The sequence below is a fragment of the Starkeya sp. ORNL1 genome (genome assembly GCF_012971745.1).
In the GTDB taxonomy this organism is placed as follows: domain Bacteria; phylum Pseudomonadota; class Alphaproteobacteria; order Rhizobiales; family Xanthobacteraceae; genus Ancylobacter.
In genome coordinates, this window is record NZ_CP048834.1 from 1,236,004 (window position 1) to 1,259,830 (window position 23,827).

Annotated in this window: 24 protein-coding genes; 6 read left to right on the forward strand and 18 right to left on the reverse strand. The window is 62.0% G+C overall.

Annotated features, from left to right (window positions below; all coding sequences use genetic code 11):
* The first annotated feature begins 44 nt into the window (after positions 1–44).
* Positions 45–2,324 (forward strand): xanthine dehydrogenase family protein molybdopterin-binding subunit, encoded by a 2,280-nt coding sequence (locus G3545_RS06015; RefSeq protein ID WP_206151444.1) that lies wholly within the window; start codon positions 45–47, stop codon positions 2,322–2,324.
* A gap of 99 nt (positions 2,325–2,423) precedes the next feature.
* Here the strand turns inward: G3545_RS06015 and G3545_RS06020 are convergent, their stop codons facing one another.
* On the reverse strand, positions 2,424–2,918 hold the full coding sequence (locus G3545_RS06020) for a ferritin-like domain-containing protein (RefSeq protein WP_170010766.1): 495 nt from the start codon (positions 2,916–2,918) through the stop codon (positions 2,424–2,426).
* Positions 2,919–3,134: 216 nt separating this feature from the next.
* On the opposite strand from G3545_RS06020, the gene G3545_RS06025 reads away from it, so the two are divergent.
* On the forward strand, positions 3,135–4,274 hold the full coding sequence (locus tag G3545_RS06025) for an HWE histidine kinase domain-containing protein (RefSeq protein ID WP_170010768.1): 1,140 nt from the start codon (positions 3,135–3,137) through the stop codon (positions 4,272–4,274).
* A gap of 74 nt (positions 4,275–4,348) precedes the next feature.
* On the opposite strand, the gene G3545_RS06030 is transcribed toward G3545_RS06025, so the two are convergent.
* The gene (locus tag G3545_RS06030; protein WP_170010770.1) at positions 4,349–4,510 is read right to left on the reverse strand and encodes a hypothetical protein; all 162 of its coding nucleotides are present in this window, start codon (positions 4,508–4,510) and stop codon (positions 4,349–4,351) included.
* Between the two features lie 183 nt (positions 4,511–4,693).
* Between G3545_RS06030 and G3545_RS06035 the strand changes: the two genes are divergently transcribed.
* Together G3545_RS06035 and G3545_RS06040 are read left to right on the forward strand one after the other, a co-directional pair.
* Complete coding sequence (locus tag G3545_RS06035) at positions 4,694–4,876, forward strand: hypothetical protein (RefSeq protein ID WP_170010772.1); 183 nt, start codon at positions 4,694–4,696, stop codon at positions 4,874–4,876.
* Positions 4,877–4,927: 51 nt separating this feature from the next.
* Positions 4,928–5,161 carry a hypothetical protein gene (locus G3545_RS06040; RefSeq protein ID WP_170010774.1) on the forward strand — a complete coding sequence of 78 codons (234 nt, stop codon included), beginning with the start codon at positions 4,928–4,930 and terminating at the stop codon, positions 5,159–5,161.
* Between the two features lie 32 nt (positions 5,162–5,193).
* Here G3545_RS06040 and G3545_RS06045 read toward each other — a convergent pair whose 3' ends face one another.
* The 13 genes from G3545_RS06045 to G3545_RS06105 all read right to left on the reverse strand — a co-directional run bounded on the left by G3545_RS06045 (position 5,194) and on the right by G3545_RS06105 (position 18,680).
* On the reverse strand, positions 5,194–5,565 hold the full coding sequence (locus G3545_RS06045) for a response regulator (protein WP_170010776.1): 372 nt from the start codon (positions 5,563–5,565) through the stop codon (positions 5,194–5,196).
* Positions 5,566–6,011: 446 nt separating this feature from the next.
* Positions 6,012–8,330 carry a PAS domain S-box protein gene (locus tag G3545_RS06050; protein ID WP_246702706.1) on the reverse strand — a complete coding sequence of 773 codons (2,319 nt, stop codon included), beginning with the start codon at positions 8,328–8,330 and terminating at the stop codon, positions 6,012–6,014.
* A 7-nt stretch (positions 8,331–8,337) separates the two neighbouring features.
* Positions 8,338–9,000 carry a chemotaxis protein CheX gene (locus G3545_RS06055; RefSeq protein WP_246702707.1) on the reverse strand — a complete coding sequence of 221 codons (663 nt, stop codon included), beginning with the start codon at positions 8,998–9,000 and terminating at the stop codon, positions 8,338–8,340.
* Positions 8,997–9,374 carry a response regulator gene (locus tag G3545_RS06060; protein WP_170010780.1) on the reverse strand — a complete coding sequence of 126 codons (378 nt, stop codon included), beginning with the start codon at positions 9,372–9,374 and terminating at the stop codon, positions 8,997–8,999. The genes G3545_RS06055 and G3545_RS06060 overlap by 4 nt, the downstream gene beginning before the upstream one ends.
* A 76-nt stretch (positions 9,375–9,450) precedes the next feature.
* Positions 9,451–9,702 (reverse strand): hypothetical protein, encoded by a 252-nt coding sequence (locus G3545_RS06065; protein WP_170010782.1) that lies wholly within the window; start codon positions 9,700–9,702, stop codon positions 9,451–9,453.
* A complete protein-coding gene (locus G3545_RS06070; RefSeq protein ID WP_246702708.1) occupies positions 9,699–11,894 on the reverse strand; it encodes a chemotaxis protein CheA in 2,196 nt (731 codons plus the stop codon). Before G3545_RS06070 ends, G3545_RS06065 begins: the two co-directional genes overlap by 4 nt.
* Positions 11,891–12,280, reverse strand: coding sequence for a response regulator (locus tag G3545_RS06075; protein WP_170010786.1), 390 nt, complete (start codon positions 12,278–12,280; stop codon positions 11,891–11,893). The genes G3545_RS06070 and G3545_RS06075 overlap by 4 nt, the downstream gene beginning before the upstream one ends.
* Positions 12,273–13,106, reverse strand: coding sequence for a protein-glutamate O-methyltransferase CheR (locus tag G3545_RS06080; protein WP_246702709.1), 834 nt, complete (start codon positions 13,104–13,106; stop codon positions 12,273–12,275). Before G3545_RS06080 ends, G3545_RS06075 begins: the two co-directional genes overlap by 8 nt.
* Positions 13,107–13,116: 10 nt before the next feature.
* Positions 13,117–13,746: a HEAT repeat domain-containing protein gene (locus tag G3545_RS06085; RefSeq protein ID WP_170010790.1), complete on the reverse strand. Its 630-nt coding sequence runs from the start codon at positions 13,744–13,746 to the stop codon at positions 13,117–13,119.
* A gap of 1 nt (position 13,747) precedes the next feature.
* A complete protein-coding gene (gene cheB / locus G3545_RS06090; RefSeq protein ID WP_170010792.1) occupies positions 13,748–14,821 on the reverse strand; it encodes a chemotaxis-specific protein-glutamate methyltransferase CheB in 1,074 nt (357 codons plus the stop codon).
* A complete protein-coding gene (locus G3545_RS06095; RefSeq protein WP_170010794.1) occupies positions 14,818–16,362 on the reverse strand; it encodes a chemotaxis protein CheW in 1,545 nt (514 codons plus the stop codon). The genes cheB and G3545_RS06095 overlap by 4 nt, the downstream gene beginning before the upstream one ends.
* Complete coding sequence (locus G3545_RS06100) at positions 16,355–18,304, reverse strand: methyl-accepting chemotaxis protein (RefSeq protein WP_170010796.1); 1,950 nt, start codon at positions 18,302–18,304, stop codon at positions 16,355–16,357. Before G3545_RS06100 ends, G3545_RS06095 begins: the two co-directional genes overlap by 8 nt.
* A 124-nt stretch (positions 18,305–18,428) precedes the next feature.
* Complete coding sequence (locus G3545_RS06105) at positions 18,429–18,680, reverse strand: hypothetical protein (protein WP_170010798.1); 252 nt, start codon at positions 18,678–18,680, stop codon at positions 18,429–18,431.
* Between the two features lie 456 nt (positions 18,681–19,136).
* Here G3545_RS06105 and G3545_RS29625 point away from each other — a divergent pair, with 456 nt between their 5' ends.
* Entirely contained in the window at positions 19,137–19,316 is a 180-nt protein-coding gene (locus G3545_RS29625) for an anti-sigma factor (RefSeq protein ID WP_246702710.1), read from the forward strand.
* A 421-nt stretch (positions 19,317–19,737) separates the two neighbouring features.
* Here G3545_RS29625 and G3545_RS06120 read toward each other — a convergent pair whose 3' ends face one another.
* From G3545_RS06120 to G3545_RS06130, 3 genes are all read right to left on the reverse strand, one after another.
* Complete coding sequence (locus G3545_RS06120) at positions 19,738–20,373, reverse strand: LysE family transporter (protein ID WP_170010802.1); 636 nt, start codon at positions 20,371–20,373, stop codon at positions 19,738–19,740.
* 178 nt (positions 20,374–20,551) lie between these two features.
* Entirely contained in the window at positions 20,552–21,520 is a 969-nt protein-coding gene (locus G3545_RS06125; RefSeq protein WP_170010804.1) for a tripartite tricarboxylate transporter substrate-binding protein, read from the reverse strand.
* A 187-nt stretch (positions 21,521–21,707) separates the two neighbouring features.
* A complete protein-coding gene (locus G3545_RS06130) occupies positions 21,708–22,625 on the reverse strand; it encodes a LysR family transcriptional regulator (protein WP_170010806.1) in 918 nt (305 codons plus the stop codon).
* Between the two features lie 874 nt (positions 22,626–23,499).
* On the opposite strand from G3545_RS06130, the gene G3545_RS06135 reads away from it, so the two are divergent.
* Entirely contained in the window at positions 23,500–23,763 is a 264-nt protein-coding gene (locus G3545_RS06135) for a hypothetical protein (protein WP_170010808.1), read from the forward strand.
* The last annotated feature ends 64 nt before the right edge of the window (positions 23,764–23,827 follow it).

A 23,827-nucleotide genomic window follows, 5' to 3' on the forward strand; every position in this document is an offset into this window, starting at 1 on the left:
TCCAAGACGCCAAGCAGGCGATGCAGGGGCTGGTTCAAGGCGCGATGGCCAAGGCGGTTGCGCTGGCTCCGGATAGATGGATGCCCGGCGGCGAGCCCGATCCGCTGATCCGCCACCAGAATGGGCACATAGGCAAGCCGCTCTCCCGGATCGACGGCCCCTTGAAGGTCACGGGACAAGCACGGTTCGCGGCGGAATTCCCGATGGAGGGCATGGTCTACGCGGCAGTGGCCTACTCCACTATCGCCAGAGGCACGATCACCCACCTTGCCACTAACGAGGCCGAAGCCGCCCCTGGCGTGGTTTCGGTGATGACCCATGAAAACGCCCCCCGCCTCAAGCCCCCGCCGGTGTTCATGTCGGCAAGCAAGGCCGCGGGCGGCGACAATCTGCCGATCATGCAAGATGCGAGGGTTCGCTGGAACGGCGAGCCGATTGCCGTCGTGCTCGCTGAAACCCAGGAACAGGCGGAATATGCCGCCTCGCTGGTAACCGCCACTTATGATGAAGAAGAGGCGCTTGTCTCGTTTGCCGAAGCCGTCGCCAAGGGTACGGCGCAAAGTCTCTTCATGGGGCAACCGCTCCACAATGAGAAGGGCGATGCCGAGAAGGCATTGGCCAGCGCCGCGACGAGCATTGATTCCACATACACCACGCCTCGCCACAACCATAACGCCATTGAACTTCATGGCGTGACCGTCGCGTGGGATGGCGAGACGCTGCGCATCCACGATGCCTCGCAGTTGGTCGCGCACACCGCGTGGTCGCTCGCCCAGATGTTCGGGATCAGCGAGGAGCAGGTGCTTGTCACTTCGCCGTTCGTCGGCGGCGGTTTTGGCGGCAAGTGCCTGTGGCAGCACCAGGTACTCGCCGCCGCCGCGGCGAAGCTGGTCGGCAGGCCGGTGCGGCTCGTGCTGTCGCGCGAAGGCGTGTATCGCGTCGTCGGTGGGCGCAGCCTCACCGAGCAGCGCGTCGCGCTCGGCGCCGATGGAGACGGGCGGCTGCGGGCGCTGATACACACCGGAACGACGGCCAAGACGAGCGGCAACGTCATGCCCGAGCCGTTCATCTTGCCGACGCGCAGCGCCTATGCCGCCGAAAATTATCTGCTCGACGTTCAGTCGGTCGAGCTCGACATGCTCGCCAACACCTTCATGCGGGCGCCGGGTGAGTCGGTCGGCACCTTCGCGCTCGAATGCGCCATCGATGAACTCGCCGAGAAACTCGGCGTCGATCCAATCGCGCTGCGCATCCTCAACGAGCCCGAGACGGATCCGACATCGGGCCTGCCCTTCTCCGCGCGTCATATCGACGTGGCGTGGCGGCACGGCGCGGAGAAATTTGGATGGCAGCATCGCGATAGCCTGCCGAGGAACCAGCAGGACGGCGAATGGCTGGTAGGACTTGGCTGCGCGACCGCGACCTACCCCTATTACCGTATGCCTGGCGGTGCCGCGCGGATCACATTGACCAAAAACGCCGAGGCCACGGTCGACATCGCCGCCCATGAGATGGGTATGGGCACCGCCACGGTGCAGACCCAGGTCATTGCCGAGCGCCTCGGCCTGCCATTGACAGCCGTCACCTTCAATTATGGTGACTCAACCCTGCCCGGCGTGGTGTTGGCCGGCGGCTCACAGCAGACGGCTGCGATCGGAGCCTCGGTTATCACTGCACATCGCGCATTGGTCGCGGAACTCATCAAGCTCGCCGGCAACGATAGTCCGCTTGCCGGCCTGACGCCGGACGAGATTGCGAGCCGCGATGGCGGACTTTGCAAGCGCGACGACGATGAGCGGTTCGAAAGCTACGCCTCGATCCTCGCCCGCGCGCAACGCGACCAGGTCAGCATTGAGGCGACCCCGCCCATGCCGCTGGAAACGATGCATTGGTCAATGCACAGTCATGGCGCGATGTTCTGCGAGGTGCGGGTCAACAGCATCACCGGCGAGATCCGGGTGAGCCGGTTCCTTGCATCCTTCGACTGCGGCCGAATCCTAAATGCGAAGACCGCGGCGAGCCAATTCCGGGGTGGCATCATCATGGGCCTCGGCCTGGCGCTGATGGAAGAGACCCAGTTCGACGAGCGTAAAGGACGGGTCATGAATCCGAGCCTCGCCGAGTACCACGTGCCTGTGCACATGGACGTGCCGGAGATCGAGGTGATGTGGACCGATATCCCGGATCCACACACGCCGATGGGTGCGCGTGGGGTGGGCGAGATCGGGATCACAGGCACCGCCGCGGCGGTCGCCAATGCTGTTTATAATGCGACAGGAAGACGCGTGCGCGACCTGCCCATTACCTTGGATAAACTGATCTGAGGCCAGCCCGCAATCAACCAGCCTTCGCTCGCACCCGTACCTCTGAAACCGAAAAGAGCCGCGCAAGGCGGCCCTTCTGCCGGTATGGCGAGTGCTGCCTCAGGCGGCAGCGGCAGCAATATTGGCCTTCGAGTTGGCGAGATCTGTTAGACCCTGATCGGTCTTTTCCTCTTCATCCAGCGTCTCGCCGAACAAACGGGCTGGTTCCTTCAAGCCGAGTTGCTTCGCCCAGGCCTGGAGTGCGCCATATCGCGAGATTTCATAGTGCTCGACAGCCTGCGCCGCCGCGATCAACCCGGCATCGAGGGCGATGCCGCCGGCGAAATCCTCCGCAACCTCATCGCCTTCCTTCAAGATGCCCTTGATGGCTTCGCAGGGCACGCCCTCGGCTTTCACGCCGATCGACTTGAACGCCTGGTCAAGGCGGGCAACATGGCCCTCGGTCTGTTTCAGGTGCTTGTCGAACGCGGCCTTCAGTTCCTTGGACTTGGCTGCCTTGGACATCTTCGGCAGCGCCTTGAGAATGGCGTTCTCGGCGAAGTAGACGTCCTTCATGGTGTGCAGAAGGAGCGCATTCAAATCCTTGTCGGCCATGGCAGTTCTCTCCTCGCCCCTAACGGGCGTCGGGGAAAGTGTTGGCCTGTCACAAAGTTCCCCATCTAGACGGCTCACAGTCAAGTCTTTTGATGGCATGCCAACAATAGGTGCGAAGACGTCATGTTAGTCGCGTGCCATACCCATGTTAATGAAGGTCAGCCTCGCCGGAGCCGCTGGTGCCTTGCTCATGCGACAGGGGACGAGTAATCCGACATGGTGGAAAATCGCCGACCGTGGGACGAGGGCCAGCGCCTGGCCCTCCTTGAGAGCTACCAGATACTCGACACGCCACGGGAGCAAGACTTCGACGACCTGGCACGGATTGCGTCGGAGGTGTGTGGCACGCCGATTGCCGTCGTCAATCTCGTTGCCACATCACGCCAATGGTTCAAGGCCGAGGTCGGTCTTGGGGTGCGTGAAACGCCCATTGAAACTTCTTTCTGCGGCCATGCGATCCTCACCTCCGATTTCATGATGGTGCCTGATGCCACCAAGGATGAGCGGTTTGATTGCAATCCGCTCGTCACAGGCGAGCCCGGATTGCGGTTTTATGCCGGCGCACTTCTAAAGACACCCAATGGCGTGCCGATCGGTACTATGTGCGTGCTGGACTATCAGCCGCGGCGCCTAGATGAGCACCAGATTAATACGCTAAAGCTACTTGCCCGGCAGGCGATGACCCAGATCGAGCTGAGGAAGTCACTCGCGGATAAGGAAGAAGCGCTTCGGCAGCATCAACTGGCGGCCGAGCAGCAGCGGGTGTTGGCATTCGAACTGAAGCATCGAATGAAAAACACCCTGACTATGGTGCAGGCGATTGCTAACCAGACCCTCCGCGCCGGCGTGTCGGTCGACGAAGCGAGAACGACATTTGCTTCGCGGCTCGCAGCCTTGAGTAAGGCGCAGGATATTCTGACACAAACCAGTTGGACCCGGGCATCCATCAGGGATGTCGTACAAGGCGCACTCGCCGCGCATGGCGGCGACGGTGCACGATTCTCCATCTCGGGACCTGACGTAGATCTCTCGGCGCGTTGCGGGCTGGGTCTAATGCTAGCCCTGCATGAACTCGCCACCAACGCCGCCAAGTACGGCGCGCTGTCGAACAGTGTCGGTCGTATCCACGTATGGTGGGAAGTCGACGCCTCTACCCCTGCCCCTGAATTCAGCCTGGTCTGGGCAGAAAGCGGAGGTCCGCCGGTTGTGGAGCCTGATCGGAAGGGCTTTGGCTCGACGATTATCGAGCGTTTCCTCGCCAGCTATTTTCGAGGAACAGCTCTGCTAAGTTTTGCAGCGACAGGCGCAATTCTCAAACTTCAAGCTCCGCTCGACGCGCTCGTGAACGAGGATTGAGACACAGATTTGAATCTCAGGGCGGTGCGGGCCACTCTCCGCCGCGGCAAGCCACTCTGCCTGTTCATTTGGACTCATCGCGGTACTGCGCCAAAGCCTGTGGTCACGCGCGAGCCGGCGTCGTGCGGGTCGTAGGGGCACATGATCGGCTCATCGACCGCCGGTTCGATCGTCGACGTCATGTCCGCTTCAAACCGCAACGGCTTACGGCAGACTGAGCAGACCAGAATTTCCAAGACAAAGCTCCGCGCCGGGTAAACCGCCTTCGATGAATCGCTCCTTTTCATAAGGTATGAATTCTCTTTTGATAAGCAAAGACACATCATTTGTTGGTGTGGAGATCCGTGAGGAGATTAAGAAGTCAACGGTATGACTAAACCGCGCTCATCCTTTGGTATTTGAACTATTGGAGAGTAGGTATGACGAGTTTGTTCACGGAGCCACCGCGGGCCAACCCGGATCCACGCAAGCGCACCACACTCGACGAGGTAACCGAGCTGGTAAAGCGTGAAGAGCAGACCCGCCTTTCCGAACACACAAATAAGACCGCTCAGCTTCGTGAGGCGCGTCTAGGCTTAACTAGAAACAAGACCGGCGAATGACGGAACGGTAGTTTGTGGTGGGCGTTGAGGCTCCGATCAAGGAGCTGTGTCATGCCGAAGTACACGTTCGAAATGCTCGGAGAGACAACGCCGCAGCATTTGTTCCTCACGGACGACAATGCGGCCTGGTCCGAACTTGTAACACTCTGCGGTGAGATTCTGCGTGACGTCGACGGCAAGCTGCCACCCAAGGCCCAGTTGGAGATGCGGCTCTCAAACGAGGGCGGGAAGGAACTCGCCACCTTGCGAATTGACGCTGATCGGCACACGGAGAACCCGACTTAGGTGCAGCTAAGGCACCGCACATGGACCCGGACCTAGAAACCCTCGATCGCAAGCATGAGTGAGTGATCCGAATAAGGCTTCACGAGGAACCGTCCGCGCGAGGGAAGCTTGCATTCCTGGCCGGTGTATCGGCCAGAAGTGACGATTAACTCGATTGGTGGCCACCGCTCTCGAACGGCATACGCAAGCCTAAGGCCGTCAATCGAGCCTGGCATGTTGACGTCGGTGAAAACGATGTTGATGTCGCTTCGAGATTCAAGGATTTCGAGCGCTACATCAGCGTTCGCCGCCTCCAGCACCTCGTATCCCGCGTCTTCGAGCATGATGACGGCGCACAGGCGCACGATCGGCTCATCCTCGACGACGAGGACGACGCTTCGCGAAGATGGGTTGACGTCGGACACTGAATTTCGCGGATCGAGAAGACACTCGCGTTTATGCGCGGCGCAACAACTCTTTTGTCTAGAATCGGTTCCAATCTAAATCGGTTATTGCGCGCGAGCCTCCCTGCCGCCGCTTCCGGGGCGTAACCAGCGGCTGGGCGATGTGACTCGGCAGAGTGGCGTTAGGTCGCTCTGGGGAGTCGCGAGCACTTTCGCCTGCCCCGCCCGCTCCTACTTGGGCGTCCTTCGTCGTTCGCTGTGCCCAACCTACCGAGCGCGGCAGTCACTTTCATGATTGCCAGAGACCTCTACCGTTTTTGACTGGCGACAAAGGTCGCAAGATAGCCCCTTCCGAGCCTGCGTCGCGTCACGCGCCAAAGTCAGTTCCCGGCGGCATCGGCGAAGGAGCCGCGAGTTGTGTGATGGAATCACCCGGCCAAATGTCCTTGGAGACAGTTTCCGCACGCCTAGTCGACAATCCGCAGCGATCCCGTCGTAAGCATCTCGCCGATCTTCGCGGAAAGCGTCTCTATCGCAAATGGCTTCGTAATCATCGCCATGTTGGTGCCGAGGAAGCCTGAGCGAATCGCAGCATTTTCCGCGTACCCCGTCAGAAACAGAATCGGCAATGCCGGTCGTTGCTGGCGTGCGACCTCGGCAAGCTGCCGCCCGTTCATTCCCGGAAGGCCGACGTCGGAAATCATGAGGTCGATCTGCTCCGGGGAGGCCAAAATGCGAATGGCAGCCTGAGCTTCCGGAGCTTCTATCGGCGTATAGCCCAGTTCTTGCAGGATTTCGCGCACCAGCATTCGAACGGCCTCATCGTCCTCGACGACAAGGACCCTCTGTCCGCTTCCGCCATGTGTGGCAAGCACCGCATCGGCGTCACCTGTCGCCTGAGAATCAGCCACAGGTAGATAGAGCTCCACAGAGGTTCCGGCGCCGGGCTGGCTCTTGATCTGGACCTGGCCGTTGCTCTGCCTGGCAAAGCCATAGACCATCGACAGGCCGAGGCCAGTGCCATGGCCTACCGGCTTTGTGGTGAAAAACGGCTCGAAGACTTTGGTGAGGAGATCGGCCGACATGCCGACTCCGGTGTCGGAAACCGCGATGACGATGTAGCTGCCTGCCTTCATATCGGGAGTGGCGACGACGTCCGCTGCACCAAGTTCCGCGAGCCTGGTTCTGACCGTCAGGTCACCGCCGTCCGGCATCGCGTCCCGTGCATTGATCGCGAGGTTGAGGATCGCGCTTTCCAGTTGGTTGCCATCAACAACCGCAAACGGCAGGTCGTGATCGAGCTCGACACGTAGGCGGATCGATTCGCCTGTCGTTCGACTGAGCAAATCCTCAAGCGACCCAACTAGCACGTTCACATTGGTCGGCTTGGAATCGAGCGATTGCCGCCGCGAAAACGCCAAGAGCCGCTGCGTCAGTGCCGCGGCCCGAAGTGCCGAAACCGAGGCCGCGTCCATGAAGCGGCTGAGATCCGTGAACCGGCCGGCGGCGACGCGCCGCTTCACGATATCGATCGATCCGATCACTCCTGTGAGCATATTGTTAAAGTCGTGCGCTATGCCTCCCGTGAGTTGGCCGACTGCCTCCATCTTCTGTGATTGCCGCAGCGCATCCTCGGCGAGTAGTAGCGCTTGTTCGGCCTCTCGCTCCGCGGTGATATCGCGCCCCACTGCCTGAAGTAGATCTTCGGAAGCAACGGCACTCCATTCGATCCAGCGGGCACCGGCATCGCGAGCGCACAACTGGAGGACGAAGGGCTCGGGCGGCGTGCCATCGCCCAAGGCTCGCAGTATGCGGCGGAGTTCAGCCTGCTGTGCTGGCACCACGAAGTCGGCAAGATTAGCGCCGACAAGTTCGCATTCCGTCCAGCCGAGGATGCGGGTCCAAGCGGGATTGGTGGCATTTATGGTGCCGTCGAGCTGGAGAACGCCCATGAGGTCGGTGGACAGCCGCCACATGCGGTCGCGATCCGCGGTCCGTTCGGCGACGCGAAGCTCCAGCGTCAAATTGAGGCCGCGTAGTTCCGCCTCGGCTGCCTTGCGTTCATTCGCGTCGCGGAAAATCGCGGTCACGAAGGTGCGGGAATCGCTGCGCCAACGCGAGGCGGTTACTTCGAGATAGGTGGCCGAACCATCCTTGCATCGCGCGATCACTTCGATCGGCCGGGTCAGGACATCCCCCTTGAGGAGGCCATGCCATATCTCGCTCCATTCATCCTGGTCTTCCAATATGGGCGACAGTGCGCGGCCGACGAGTTCCTCTGGCGAGTAGCCAAATTGCTGCGCCGCGGCCGGATTGGCGAGTTGGATTATCCCCTCGGCATCTAGGGTCAATATGGCATCAAGCGCGCTGTTGACAACGGCGCGGTAGCGGGCGTCCTGGCGCGCACGCAATACACGCTCGCGATGGACACTAGCCGTCACGTCGACGATCTGCACGAGACACGACGAATAGGGCCTGTGCCCCAGCGGACGGATAGAGGTGTTGTGTATCAACTCGAAGCCGGCCGGGGTACGGAGCGGCAGCATTTTCGAATGCAGGGCCTGGGTGAGCAAGCTTGAAGACCCAGATTCGAATGCTTCAGAAATCGCCGACTGGAGCCGTGGCGAGACGCTCTCGGGAAAGACCTCGGCGAGCGTCCTGCCGACGCAGTCCGAAGCGGCCTTCTGAGTCGCGGTCGCCATCCAGGCGTTCCATTTTACGATGCGTCGCTCGGCATCTAGGACAAAGATGCCGATATCGGCGGCTTCTACGACGATGTCGTTCAATGAAACGTCAGCCGGGGCCATCTGTCTCTGGAGCCGTTTCACCCGCCACACGCTCTATGAACTCGTCCAGCAGGCCACGCAGTGCCTCGAGCGACGGCATGTCCATGAGCATGGCGATATAACCGCGAATATCCCGCTCGCGCACAGCGAAATTTATATAGAGGAACAGGACGACGTCGCCCGCCTCCGGCGGCGGCGCGAGATTGAAGAGATCCTGTCCCCGGCCGCGCAGTATCTCAGGCAGGGACATTTTCAGATTGCGATGCAGCAAATTGGCAATGGTGGCCAGGCAACCATTGAGGATTATGTTGCCGGTCTCCGCGAGGGCCTCTTGTTCGAGATCGATGATGTCTTCCAATGGCAGCTCGCCGCCGGTTACCGCTCGCACCAGCTCGAGGCTGTTGGTTTCGGGAAAAATCAGCAGCGCCCGACCGGTGATGTCGCCTTCAAACACCTGATGTACCGCTACAAGCTGCTTGGCCTCGTGGTTTCCGATGATCTCGATCGCGTCGCGGCGGCTGACCAAGGCGACATTGGGCACCGATAGAAGGACCTGTTGGTTTACCAACTCCCGCAAGCTGGCAGCCGCTCGGCTCACGCCAATATTGACGAGCTCGACAAGCGCATCGATCTGCAGCTCAGTCAGCGGAGTGGTAATTCCTGGGGTCACACATCCCCCTTCCGTTGCAGCGTCAGGCGCAGGAACTCGGCAAGAGCAGGCTCTGTCAGCGGCTTGGACAGGAAAGTCGCGCCCAGGTTTCGGGTCTGCGCCACGATCTCGTTCTGGCTGTTCGCAGAAACCAAGGCGATAATGGCGTTCGGAGCGACGTGCTGAAGTTCAGCGGCGAGCTGCAGGCCATCGCGTCCCGGCATGTTGAAGTCAAGCAAGGCGATGTCCACGCTCGCCGTCCGCGCCAGCTCCAGCGCTTCATCGGCGTTCTTGGCCTCCAGCTGGGTCCAGTCCGGATAGAGTCGGGTCAGCGCCCGGCCGATGGCCATGCGGGCCAGTTTGCTGTCGTCGACGATAAGGACCTGATAGTTCATTCTGTCTGGAATCCGGGTTCTGGCGGCGCTTGCGACGTCCTACCTAACATGCATCCGGTCCTCAATCCGAACCTGCCTACCGTGAATCCGTTTTCCCAAGAAGCGGCGCCACGAATTTACGTAGGAAGATCCCCTTGGGCGCGCCGATCATGGCCGGCCGGGCGTCGAGAAGGATCTGGATGACCGCGGTGTGCGCCCGATCGCAAGTCGTCCAGTCAACTCCGGCGCCCGGGGACGACTGAAGATGACGCAGCAATTGCTCGGCCTCGTCCACCTGGCACACGCCTTCCAGAACGATCACCGCGTTGTCATGCAGCCTTACCGTCATAGAAGCAACTCGTGCAGATCGAGGACGATGAGGACGCGCCCGTCGCCAAGCAATGTGGTGCCCGCGCAGGGCAATCCCGACAATATGCTTTCCATCGGCCGCAGCATGACATCGATGCGCTCCCCTACCCGCTCCACCTCCAGACCGTTCACCTGGCCTGCGGCGATGGTGATCGCAACCACTGCCTCGGTGGCCAGCGGCGCAGCGCGCTCCAGACCCAAAGCCTGCGCTAGGTTGAAAAGGGGAACTGTCCGCTCCCGCCACACGAAAGCGTGCGCCGCGCCGATCGCCGAGATCGCGGTCCGGGGCACACGAACGGTCTCGATTACCGCTTCGAGGGGAATGCCCAGGATCTGTCCCCCAGCCTCGACGGTCATCACCTGGGCTTTCATGACGGTGAAAGGAAGGGTAAGCCGAACCGTGCTGCCATGTCCGAGGCGACTTTCCACCCCCGCCCGGCCCCCCAAGCGTTCCACGGCCACACGCACTGCATCCATCCCAACCCCGCGCCCGGAATAGCCGGTGATGTTTGCCGCCGTGGAAAAGCCCGGCACAAAGATGAGCTCGATGGCCTGGGCGTCGTCCATCGCCGCGATCGTCGCAGCCGGCGCCACGCCGCGTTCCGCAGCGACGATACGAAGCCGCGCGACGTCGATGCCACGGCCGTCGTCTGCCACCTCGACAATGAGATGGTCGCCATTCCGCCACGCCCGCAGGCTGATCACACCAGTAGCGGGCTTGCCTGCGGCGATCCGGCCTTCCGGGCTTTCGATGCCATGATCGGCAGCGTTGCGCAGGACATGGAGAATTGGCTCGAAGAGGGCTTCGGCGACGGCCTTATCTGCTTCCGTCTCGTCGCCTTCGATGTCGAGCCTGATCGACTTTCCCAACGCGTTGCCCATGTCGCGCACGGGGCGCGGAAGTCTGTGGAACACATGGCGAAGCGGCAGGACGCGCATGCTCAGCACTGCGTGCTGGAGATCTTCCACCATCCTGCCTAGCCGACCATGCTGATCCTTAAGTAGGGCCGACACCCCGCGAAGGTCGCCGCCGCGTTCCGCAAGGCGAGCCGTGTGCCCCACGGCATTCTTCAGGACGGTGAACTCGCCGGCCAAGCGCACCAGCGCCTCGATCCGCTCGACATCGACACGAAGCGACCGCGCGCCCTGATCTTGGGGCGACAAGGGCGATTGCGGCGCCTCGTGCGGCAATGTTCCAGGCCCGCTCGACGGAATGTTCTCTAGGGTTGCCAGGTTCTCGAGCGCCTCAAGAAGCGAACGATAGTCGTCGCCCGGCGCATTACGGGCGAGGTCGGCGATGACATGAGCGTCGCCGTCTCTCCCGGCGGCATGCAGCACATTGACCGCGAGCCGTGCTACGGAGCCGGCCCGCCCGACAAAGCCGTCGTCGCGCGCTCCTCGGAGGATATCGATTTGGGCGGCCAGGAGGTCGCGTGCCATCCGCGGCAGTTCCCCAACCGGGGGCGACAGCTCATGCAGATCGACCTCGCCGATAGCCGTTCGCAGCCTCGCGGCGACCGTCTGCATTGAACTCGCTGTGACGGCGAAGATCAGCAGGTTGCAGGTGAAGGGATTGATGTCGCCCACGATCCGGGCTGCATCGCGCGGTACGAGGTCGATGGCGAGGAGATTGCCATCCGACTCGAAGCGCGCAAGCGGATCCTCTCCTTCGAAGAAACAGTCGGGATCCGGAGAGTAGAGCACAGCGCATCGCGCCTGCGCCCGCATCGTAGGGCTTTTTAGCCAAAGATCCCGTAACCAAGCGTCCAACCGCGACGCCGCCGGACGGTCATCGTCGGCATAGCTTGCAAAGAGTGCGACGACCGCATCGGCGGCTTCAGCCCCGTCCGGGGCGACGCCGGTTTCCTCCATCATATCGAGCCAGCGCGCGACCTGGTCGAGGCACGAGAGACAGCGGCTTATCGAAAGCTGAGTGGCCGGCTCGGCGCCACTCCTGGCCTTGGACAGCACCTCTTCGGCGGCGTGGACCGCCCGCTCCATCGCGGGAAACTCGATGATGCCAGCTGCCCCCTTCAAGGTGTGGAAGGCCCGGAATGCGCCGTCGATGGCGTCCGCATCGCCGGGTCGCTCCTCCATGGCAAGCAGATCGGTGTTGGCTTGCTCGACGAGTTCGCGCGCCTCGATGAGGAACTGCTCCATGAACTCGTTCATGAAGGCACCCCGCACAGCATGCGAGCATAGTGGAGCAGCCCCTCCTGGCTCAACGGCTTCACCAAATAGAAATTTGCCCCGGCCTCACGCGCAGCTTCGATATCCTCCGGTGCCGCCTCGGTGCTGGTGATCAGCGCGGGAATGGAAGCGATCGAGGATTCCTGCCGTCTCAAAACCTTGAGGAAGGTCAGGCCATCCATCCGCGGCATGTTGACGTCCACTACGAGTAGGTCGACTTCTGCCAGCAGCAACTTCTCCATGGCCTCCAGGCCATTCAATGCTTCGTCGACCTCGAAACCGCCGTGCTCCAGAGCTTCGCGGTAATACCGCCTGACCAAGCTGGCATCGTCGATCACCAGCACGCGCTTGCCCACCGCATCAGCCATTGGCACGCTCCGCCGGCCGCCGGTATACGATGGCGTCGGAGTATCGGCACACCTCGAAGAGCGGCGATATGCGGCTCATGGATTCGGTATGACCGAGGCAGATGAACCCCCCAGGCAATAGATTTTCATAAAGGTTTTCCGCAGCCACCCTCCGCGAGCTGTCATCAAAATATATCAGGACGTTGCGGCAGAAAATGACGTCGAACATGCCATGCGCACGGGTCTGGCCGATTTGGACCAGATTCACCGGTGAGAAGCTGATGGAATCCCTCAAATCCTGGTGAACCAGCCAGCGTTCCTCACCGACCGGTTCGAAATACTTTGCGATCAGCTTGTCCGAGAGCCTCATCAGGGCTCGGCGACCGAAAAGTCCCTGCTGCGCCGCCTCGAGCGCGCGCGTATCAATGTCTGAGCCGACGATCTCGATGTTGTAGGAATCGACCTGCGGCCAGTTCTCGAGCAGCCAGATGGCGATCGAATAAGGTTCTTCCCCGGTCGAACACGGCACCGACCAGATGCGGATGGTATCCCCTCGGCCGCGGGCGCGCGTGCGGTCCCGCAGAAGATCGGTCGTCAGGCACTGGAGCTGCTGCTCTTCCCGATAGAAATATGTCTCGTTCACGGTAAACGCGTTTATGAAATGCTCGACCTCGCCGGCAACGTCGGCGCGCAACCGGGCGAAATAGCTGGCGAAGGAAGTCGTGCCAGTTTCGATCATGCGATCATAAATCCGGCGTTCGACGTAATAGCGCTTGGCCTCGGTGAAAACCATCCCGGTACGGCGATAGATAAACTCGCAGAGCCGTCCAAACTCATCCTCGCTCACGACCCTGCCGTCAGTCGCGGTTGGCATTGGATGGTTTTCTCAAGCGCTTCACGGCAATCTCGATCGCGAATGCGAGGAAGGGCGAACCGGCAAACCTTTCGGCGCAGAGTTCCAATACCGGCTGCGCCTGTGGCTCCCCTATTTCCGCAAGGACGTCCACTGCCGCAGCGCAAACGTTCGGCTGGTCTTCGCGTTCCAACAGTTCGCACATAAGCCGCGTCGCCTCGCCGGCGGGTAATCCGCGCACCAGCTCGCACGACAGCAGGCGGACGTCCGGGTCGGCGTCGGCGAGCAGTGCAGGAAGGCGCGCGGCGACGAGGTCGGGCATTGTCCGCATCGCGTCGAGTGATCCGGTACGCAGACCGACATCGTCGGAGCGCAGCAGCGCCAGCAGGATTTCGGCGCCTTCCACCGTCGGGCTGCGAGCAAGACCGGTGAAAATGACTTCGCGCACCCGGGCGTCGCTCTCGCCGGCCAAAGCAGCCCCGGCAATGGTCACACCGCCGGGCATGGCGAGCAAAGCACGCGCGGCACGCCAGCGCTCCTCCACATTGCCATGGCCGAGCGCGGAACGCGCGGCCTCCAGATCAAACGGAGCCTCGGGCGACGCGGAGACCGTGTTCTTCCGGATCAGAGGCATGTCATGGCACCATTTTCTGTAGGCGCGCGGCAATCTGCGGTAACGGCACGATCCAATCGGCCCCTCCCGCCTTCACCAACTCTCCCGGCATACCCCATACGACCGCGGTCTCCTCCGCCTCGGCGATGGTGCCGCCACCCTGGGCTTGCAGCAAGGCCATGGCATCGGCGCCGTCATTGCCCATGCCGGTCATGAGGACGCCGACGAGCTGGCTGGGCGAGACATGCTCCATGGCACTGCGCACCAGGCGATCCGTGCTGGGATGCCAAAGGTAGTGCGCATGCGCGGGAGCCGCCATCGCCACCAGGCCGGCGGCGCGACGGGCGACGATCAGGTCGGCATCGCCGACGCCGATATAGACCGTGCCCGGCCGAAGCGGCGTCGGTTGCCTAACCTCTACGACGGACAGCGCGCATATGCCGTCGAGCCTTCGCGACAGCGCGCCGGTAAAGCTCGCCGGCATGTGCTGGGCGACCAGGATCGGCCAGGGAAAGTTCGCCGGCAGGGCTGTTAGCAGGGCTTCCAGCGCGGGCGGGCCGCCAGTCGATGTGCCGATCAGGACCAAGCCCTCACCCACCGGCCGCTTCAGCCGGCGCGGCGCCGCCGTCGTACTGCGGGTGTCCGTGCCGGCATTGCCGATGCGGTGGCGGACCCGCTCGCGAAGACGCGCGCTGGCCTTCACCCGTGCTCCCGCCGCGCCACGTACCTTTGCCACCAATTGCGGCGCCCATTCGCCGATGTGGAGCGATACGGCGCCGGTGGGCTTGGGAACGAAATCGATCGCGCCCAGCCGGAAAGCCTCCAGTGTCGCCTCGGTGTCGGCTGTGGCATAGGAGGACACCATCACCACCGGACATGGCCGTTCGATCATCAGCCGATCTAGGCAGGCGAGGCCGTCCATGCGCGGCATGTTAAGGTCGAGAGTGACCACATCGGGAGCGAACGACCGGTTCAGCTCGACCGCCTCGAAGCCGTCCCGAGCGAAGCGTACTTCGAAATCAACTTCCTGCGCGAACACTGCGCCGAGAAGCTTCCGCACGAGGGCTGAATCGTCCACCACCAGGAGACGGATCACGGATCGATCTGTCTGGTCTTGGCAGCAAAGCTATCCAGAAGCCCGCGTTCCGCCCTCGTCAGCAGTTCGGCAGGATCGAGGATGAGGACGATGCGGCCGACCGAGTGAAGATTGAGGATGCCAGACACCAGCCGAGTGGCTTCGCCGGTCAGGTCGGGCGCGGGGTCGATGGCATCCGCGCTACTGCTCAGAATGTCGGTGACGCTGTCGACAATGATGCCCGCACGATGCCGTTTGGTGCGCACTACGACGATCCGGCGACGCGTGTCGTCCTTGCTCGCGGGCAGGTCGAAACGCCGGCGCTGGTCGATGACGGGCAACACCTCGCCTCGAAGATTTATGACGCCTTCGAGGAATTTGGGCGTCTTTGGGACTCGCGTGACCTTTCCGGGTAGATGCGTAACCTCGTCGATGGCATCGATGGGCAATCCATATTCGTCCTCGCCCAAACGGAACACGAGGAACTGCACGTCCCTTGCCGACGCGCACCCGGTGTGCGTCGTGTCGCTGCCGATTCCGCGCTGCGGATCATGGCGTTGCGAACCGAGGCGTTGCATGACCTCCTCCCGAAACAGCGATTCAGGTTCAAGGATCGAGATCAGGCGGCGGCCGGCCTCGCCGCGGTAGATCGCCTTGACGCGGCTTTCCCCGCCGATCCGCGCGGCTAGGACCGCCGGTATCGGCTCGATCATGCTGTGCTCGGCGGGAATGATGGCGCGCATGCGATCGACCACGATCCCAACAGGGATCGAGCCAATCTTGGCCACGACAACCTTCTCACTTCCGTGCATCCTGTCCGGAGCGGGAAGGTCGAGCAGGCAACGCAGCGAGAACAGCGGCAGCAACCCTTCGCGATACGCCATGACGCCAAGCGACTGCGATTCGCGGTGCGACACCTTCATCAGCGTCGCCGGGATCGGCACGATCTCCAGGACCGCGTCGATGGCAAGTGCATATTCTTGGTCCGCGACCTCGAAGCTGATTAAGCGCAGTCCATCGGCAGCGTTGTTGCCAGTCGCGGGCGAAGCAAACGCGGCGGTCGGCGCAGGGGCGCGAGCCGGCCGGCTTCGTGGAACGAAGACCTCCGCCAGCCGGTGATGAATATCGAGCACCTTCGCCATGTCGCGGTCATCGTGGAACCGGAACACGCCCTTCAAGCGTTCATCGGGCCGGGCCACGCCGCTGGCAAGCGCGTCTTTCACCTCATCGGAGTTGATGACTACCAAGGCATCGACGAAGTCGACCGCGAGTGCCACGGGCGCGGCGCCGCTCAACACGATAGCACGTGCCCGCGAGGTGTCTTCGGCATCCTCATAGCCGAGCAATGCGCGCAGGCTGGCGACGGGTACCGGCGAGCCGCGCAGATAGCCGATACCCATCAGGCCCCGTGGAGCGTGCGGCACGCGCGCAACCGCCGGCACGCGGACCACCTCGGCCACTTCATCTGCCGGCAGCGCGTAAAAATCGGCAGCGATGCGGAAGGTCAGAAACCTGCGGTGCCCCGCGCCCCCTCCCACGGGCCGGTGGGCGGGCTTATCCATTCTGCTGCTTCAATTCGTCGGCGAGAGAGGCAATCTCCTCGATGGCCGCGGCGAGATCCTCCGCGCCGCGTGCCTGCTGCGAGGCGGCCGTTGCGGCTTGGCGAGAGGCCGAGCTCGCCTGTTCGGCCGCCGCCGCGATCTGCCGGGCTCCCCCAGCCGCCTGCGCCGCCGCGCTCATGATGGCTCGCGCACCATCCAGGATGGCCGCGTTGGCCCCGCTCATGGCGGCAACATCGCCATCGAGGCGTTCCAGCGATCCAAAGATCGAACGGTTGCTTTGAACCTCAAGTTCGGCGGTTAGGATGCTCTGTTCGCAATCGCGGCGTAGCGACGAGATCTGATCGAGGATCGTGCGCACCGTGTCCTTTATCCGACCGACACTTTCCGAAGACTCCCGCGCCAGCGAGCGGATATCACCTGAAACGAGGGCAAACCCTCGCCCTGTCTCGCCGGCCCGAGCCGCCTCCACGGCGCCGCTGACTGCCAGCATGGTGGTCTGGACCGCTACCAGCGCAATGGCATCGACGATCTTCTCGATCCCACGGCCCATGCCCTCGAGCCGCTCGATCGTAGCGAGGCTGGTCTGTGTACCTTCGAGAGCCGTCGCAACGCCGTTCATGAGTTTTTCGATCGTCTGCCGGCTATCCCTGAGTGCGGCCTGCGCTGTAGCGACACCGTCATTTGCGGCGACGGCTTTGTCCTGCGCGATACCCGCACTCGCCTCAATCTGTGCCAGGGCGGCGGCGGTCTCCTGAGTGGCACCGGCCTGCTGCTGCGAGCCCCGGTTGATCTGCTCGACGGCGGCCATGATCTGCGCGGCAGCGCTCGAGAGCTCCTGGATGGTGGCCGACAGTTCTTCCGCCGTTGTGGCTACCTGCTCGACCTGCTCCCCAACGCCGTCGCGCTTGCGCAAGACTTCCGTCGCCCGTGCCAAAGAGTGCGCGGCCGTCTGTCCCTCTTCCAGCGACAGCGCCTGCTGCTGGACAGCCGACTGGGCTTCGCTGGCAGCGCTGGCCTGCTCCTCAGCCGCGCCTGCTACCAACTCCGCACCGCGCTGGGCCTCGATCGCGGCTCGTTCCGCGTCCAAGGCGGCGAGAAGTATGCGCTCGCTGCCTTCGGATAATGCGCTCATGTCCTGGCGAAGCGTGTTGAGGGCAACAACCACCGTTTTGCCAGTTCGGGCTTCGGTGGCGGCAACCTCAGCGGCGGCCTTGATGGTGGCCGCAACGTCCCCCACCTCCGACTGTATGGTCGTAGCGAGTTGCTGTACCTCGGACGCGCTACGCTCGGAGATCTCAGCGAGCGCCCTCACCTCGTCAGCAACGACGGCGAAGCCGCGGCCCTGATCGCCGGCCCTCGCAGCCTCGATGGCCGCGTTCAACGCCAAAAGGTTCGTCTGGTCGGAGATCCGGGCCACGGTCTGCGTGATCTCGCCGACGTCCCGCGCTCGGCTTTCCAGCTGCGCGATCATGGCGACAGATGCTTCCTGACGCTGCGCGTTCCGCTCAATAGAACGAATGGACGTCGTGATCTGTATGGCGGCCTCGGCAAGGACCAACTGGACCGCCTCCGTACGCTTGCGGGATATGTCCGCCTGCGCACGTGCCGCTTTCAGGTTCTCCGTAACGTTCTGGATCGCCGCGAGTTGTTCCTGCGAACCACCGGCGGACTCCTCGGCGCCGCTGGCAATCTGCTCCATGGAGCGGCGAAGCTCCTCGGCGGCAGCAGATGCCTCCGCAAGCCCGCTGGCGAGTTCCTCGGTCGCCGCGGCGAGACGTTCGGCAACCTTTTCATGTCGTTCCACTGGCGCTGAGGGGCGAACCGCAGGGAGCGCCTTGGGCGCGGCAGCCGGAACAGGCGTGGCGGACGCCGATGCGCCCTCGGAAACGGGACGTCGCTTATCGGCGCCGGAGGATATCTTCGTCGACTTAACGAGCGCCATTGATACTCTCGATGGGTGACCTTGTCGGGAACGCACATTGCGCTGTCGACATTTCCGGCGCAACCACATGGGTTGTTCGTATTCCGGTAGGGCTCCAGGATTGGTCCGAGGCATACTCCCCGGTTTACGCGAGGTCGTTACCACGAAGCAGGATTTCTACGACACGGCGAGCGTCGAGAATCTCAGCCACCGCGCCGGTTCGAGCGGCGAATTTCAGTGCGAGCAGCACCCCGGTGAGCTGAACGCCACGCTGGCCTATGAACCGTTCTTCGAGGAACACCACGGCCTCATGCAGGGTGCGTAGCTCCTTTCCATCCCGCAACAGGATAGGTTTGTCTAAGTCTGCGTTCCAATAGGGTAAATCCGTCTCGCTCATGGCCGAGTATAACGCGCCAGAGGGCCACCGGATCCCGACGGCCGGCTGGTACCTTTAGAGGGCGGCTCACCTACGCAAGCACACCAGCCTCCTTGGCCGCGAATACAAATGCATCTCGGAACTTGCCGGCAGCGGCGACGCCATTGACGACGTCTCGCGCCGCGATCCAGGCCGCGTGGTGAGCCTCTGTCCCGACGAAGTCCCTTGGCGACTGCAGCATGAGAAAGGCGAGCGCGCCCTCCACGTCCCCGAGCGAACGCTTGCCAGCGTCGCCGTCTTAAACAGACACCCTGATGCGGGATGCCGCACGCACACCGGTAATGGTAGCCGTCCTGCTCTCCGACCAGAACAGGCCAGCGGCGGTCGTGAACGCCTACCGTGATGGCCGGACCGCATTGGTGCCGCTCGAAGCGCTGAGCGCCCCTGAAGGCAAGTCGCTGCAGGTATGGACCTTGTTTGACCGCGCGCGGTCCGGTCTCCATCGGCCTGTTCGATGCCCTGCGCAGTCTTGACCTGAAGATCGAAGGCCTGCTGGTGACAAGCCAGGACCAACTTTTCGAGGTCACGCTGGAGCCCGCAGGCGGATCGCCGACCGGGCCAATCCTAATGAAGGGCAACGCCAGCCGTGCACTTTAGCGCAGCGTTCAGAAGCACTACCACGTCGGCGATGATGGGCCTCACGCATTGACCTTCCACACGGGCACCGGCGGGAAGTCCAGCCAGCAATCAACTCCTAGCCTCAGGCCGCACAGCTACGTAGCTGCCATCTGACGGAAAAATCGGCATACCCAAGCCGGGGAGGAACCGCTGCGGCGTCAAAAGGCCCGGGGCGATACCTTCACCGACATCGCGAGCTTGTTGGTTGATTCCCCGCGGCGGCAAGTCAACGACGATGGCTCCAAGCCGTTTTGGACAACGCCTCCGCCAATTGACCCATCGCGACGATTACGACGCCCGAACCTTGTCCAAGTGGCGCTTCAAAACGGGCGTTGTACAGGCCATTCTGCATTGTACATTCTCTCAATTTCTTGAAACGATGATAATTATACTACGAAAACTAAACAGAATTCAAGATATTGAGCGAAAGAACCACGGCTGCAGAGATCAATACTACCCCAGCGACCGCGTCCAACTTTCTTCGGTAGGCTGGAAGCTTCAGCTTGGATGACAATCCCACCCCCGCCAGACTCCACCCGTAAAACCTGATTGCGGAAGCCGAGAGGAATCCGAATGCGAATCCTATTTGGGCCTCACTGGCATATCCGGACGAGAAAACACCGACGAGAAACATCACCTCCAGCCAGGCCAATGGGTTCAGCCAAGTGACCGCAAGCATCAAACTGATTGCGCGGAAGCGGGATCCGCGGGCCTCGGTCGGCACCTCGGCCTCGGATGCTCGGCTGACCCTGATCAGCACGCGCAGGCCGCACCACGCTAGAAATCCCGCGCAGCCCAACTGTAGCGTGCCAGATAGGGTCGGATGCTGCGTTAGCACCGTACCGAGGCCACCAATTCCCATGGCCACCAAAGCAATCTCGGACACGTAGCCGGTCGAGGCGACTGCCATGGGATGGTTGCGCAGCATACCCGCCCGGATAAGCATCAGATTCTGAGGGCCAAGAGAGAAGATTAGCCCAAGACCGAATACAAAGCCCGACACCGTGGCCGAGGAGAACATAAGGTCGGCGCGCATCGTCTATCCTCCGAATTAACTCGCTGGCCTGCTTGGCGAAATACGTAGTTGAAGCCGCGGCATGGATAGACGCCGCAGCGCGTTGCCCATTGGGACGTCGCCGTTGCCGTCGCTGCGGGCGGTTTTGCAGGCGTGCAAATGTGGCTGAGTTGGGCGCGGCGAGGTGCTTACGGGAGCTTTACTCGGCTTTTAGACCTGCTGCCTGTGCAACAGGCGGCCATTTGCGCGACTCTGCGGCGAGAAAAGCGCGGGCATCTGCCGCCGTGCCGGTACGAGGTATGTATCCGGACTTTGCAAGGAGCGCGGGGACATCACCATCACGCAATCCCTCGTTAATCGCGGTGTTTAGTGCGTCGACGACGGCGGTCGGGGTTCCTGTCGGTGCGAGGACCATTGCCCAAGCGTCGGGATCGAAGGAGAGCTGCGGGAAGCCGGCCTCAGTGACAGTTGGTACGTCCGGCAGGTCAGCGGTCCGGTGCGCGCCGGAATAGGCAATCGCCCGTAGCTTGCCCTCTCGGACCATCGGCGCCAGCATCGCTGATGTGCCGAAGTTCATGTCGATCCGGCCGCCAAGCATGTCGGCAACGGCCTGCGCGCCACCACGATAAGGAATGCCGCGAATGTCGACGCCGCTCGACCTCTTGAGGGTTTCCCCCAGCAACTGGGGCGGCGTGTTCAAGCCATAGCCGAAGGTCAGCGCTCCAGGGTTAGCCTTTGCATACGCGACCAGTTCCGTCAGCGAGTGGACCGGCAGCTCCGGGCGGACCACCAACACGTGCGACCACACGGCGATGGTGGAGATAGCGCTAAAACTAGTTTCAAGGTGGGGTTCCCGCGAACCCTGCAGACCAAATGTCTGAGAATTTATAGCGAGCAGGAGGGTGTAACCATCGGCCGGGGCACGCGCGACAAATTCCGTCCCGATTACGCCGCCTGCCCCCGATTGATTGTCGACCACGACCGGTTGGCCGAGCCTCTGCGAGATATCCTTGGCAACTACGCGTCCCAGGAAATCGACCGGACCACCTGCAATGAACGGCACGACAAGCTTGATCTGTCGAACGGGATAATCGAGGGCGTTCGCGTTGGCCCCGAGTGAAAGCCATGCGACGAGCAGCCCAACCAGCAAACCAACCTGCTTGGGCAACCGACTTTCTGCTGAGCATCGAGCTACAGACATCGTCACGATCCGCCCCCCGGCTAGTGGACATCGTCAGCTCATGGTTGAGCCGATGGCGGCTATCTCAATCAGGTCGGGCCCATGCGTCCACAATGTTTAAGCGATACCAGCCCGCGGAATTAGTGCGAGCCCGCCCATCGCAAGATCTAGCGAGCTAAACTTGGTGGGCCAGCGGCCCAAGTACATCGAAGAGCATTCGCAGGGAGTTTCGGACCGCACCTGTCAGGCCGGCTTCGTTACGAAAGCGTGGACGTTGCGCCGCGTACGCAAGGTAAAGCGTGCGGCGGACGGCGGGCAAGGTAATGGGACGCGCTTCGAGCAGGCCGTTGCGCACCTCTTCAGCGACCGCAAAATATGGCAGGATGCTGCACGCTGCTCCACGGCTGACGAGACTTTTCATGGCGGATACGGAGCGCACCTCATAAACCACCCTGAGTTCGACGCCTTGTTCGGCCGCCTGTTTGGCCACCGCTGCGCGCACAGTGTCACCCGGTTCCGGCATGGCGAGAGTTTCTTCAAGGGCATCTGCGAATGCAACCGGTTTGGCCCGGTGCGGGCCGGGCAGGCTCACAAGCACCAGGTCATCCTGAAGCAGCGCAGTACGGGTGATTTGGGGCTGATCCGGAACGTCGTAAGCTAGAATGAAGTCGACGTCGCCCCGTGTGAGATGTTCGAACAGCACATGGCTCATCGCCTCCACCATGCTGAGCGCCACCTTGGGGAGGCGCTCGCGGACGGTAACCGCAATCTCGGGACCGATGACAGGCATAAGAGCGGGGGTTGTTCCCAGGCGGATCGATTCAGTGCTCTCGCCGCCGAGAGCCGCGACCTCCCGTCGAACCTGTTCGATGAGCTTCAGAATTACACTCGCCCGCTCGTACAGCAAACTTCCCGCCGGCGTTGAGGTGACGCCGCGTGAATGTCGTACCAGAAGTTCTACGCCGACGTCTTCTTCTAATAGCCTGATTTGCATGCCGAGTGCGGTTTGCGCGACATGAAGACGATCAGCCGCTTTCGTCATATTCCCCGCGTCGAGCACGCTGACGAAATATCGGAGCTGTCGAAGATTCATGGTCACCTCCGTGAGGCCCGCCACGCCTTGACCCCTCGATCGCCTCATACGTGCAACCCAATGTATCTGAACTGCGCCGCTGTCGGACAGCTGCTCGCGGAATCGATGAAGCGCCTCATAACTCTCTCGATGCCGTGCCGCCTATCGCGGCAGATCGAGCCGATGACTGCCTATAGGTTTGGGCCTTCGAGCACCCTTATCTGTTATCCCACGGCTGACGACGCCAGGCCGCGGCTCTGTCAGATCGAGACGCTATAGAAGGCTGGCGCGTTCATTTCTCGCCGCAACGCTCCTCGCGAAAGGCGATGAAGCGCAGAACATTCGCAAGGTGGGATGGATAGGTCGGGTCATCAACGACTTCGGCTAGCCGCAGGAAAAAGATAACGTCCATATTCGGCAGGACCATGTGGCGAACACAGCCCTGCATGAGCGCCGTTAGCGAATGGGATGGGGAATCGAGCGCACGCCCACAGGGTGCGCTCAAGCTTCCAGCGCGGCCCGTATATCCAGCATCCGCCGTGGACCTTGGTAATGTCGATATGCTGCTCTGTCACCTTGGCCTTTAGATCCTTCTCGGCGGCGCCTGGCACAAAGAAGGCGTGACAGGTCCATGTGCGAAGGTAGGTTGGCGCGTCTGACGGGATTTCCGCAAGCACTCCGGCATAGGTCGTTATCCGGCGGGTGACGATTTCATAGGGCTGCATGCGCTAAGCTTACGCGAGTCGTCGGCTCCTTAGAACTTTCCTTGCGTTACGGAATTGATTCCCGTCGCTGCGCCCCTCCCAGCCGGCGCGGGACGGGCGGCGGCGCCAGAGTCGGCATCATCGGCGCCGCCGTTCGCAGCAACACACCATGGTGCCGCGCCGGTATATCAATGCCAAAGAAGGAAAATGGCAGCAGCTACGTCAAAGCCGAACTCGCCGGCCTTAGCTTGGCAGAGCGTGCCTTGCTGCGACGAGCAGTCTATGAGCACCCCAACGCGGTAAGGGTCGACGAAGCCGACGCGGTGCTTGCCGACAACCTCCAGCGGTTAGATCTATTACGCCCTGCTGCCATAGGGCAGCGATATTGCTGGCGACTGAATGATCGGTTGGTTGCGCGCCGTTCATCGCTGCGGGAGGCACTGTTTCCGCAATGAGGAAACCCCGCAGTTTAGGAGGAGACTTCAGTCCGACCTCAGCACGTTGAGGTGTTAAGCCGAA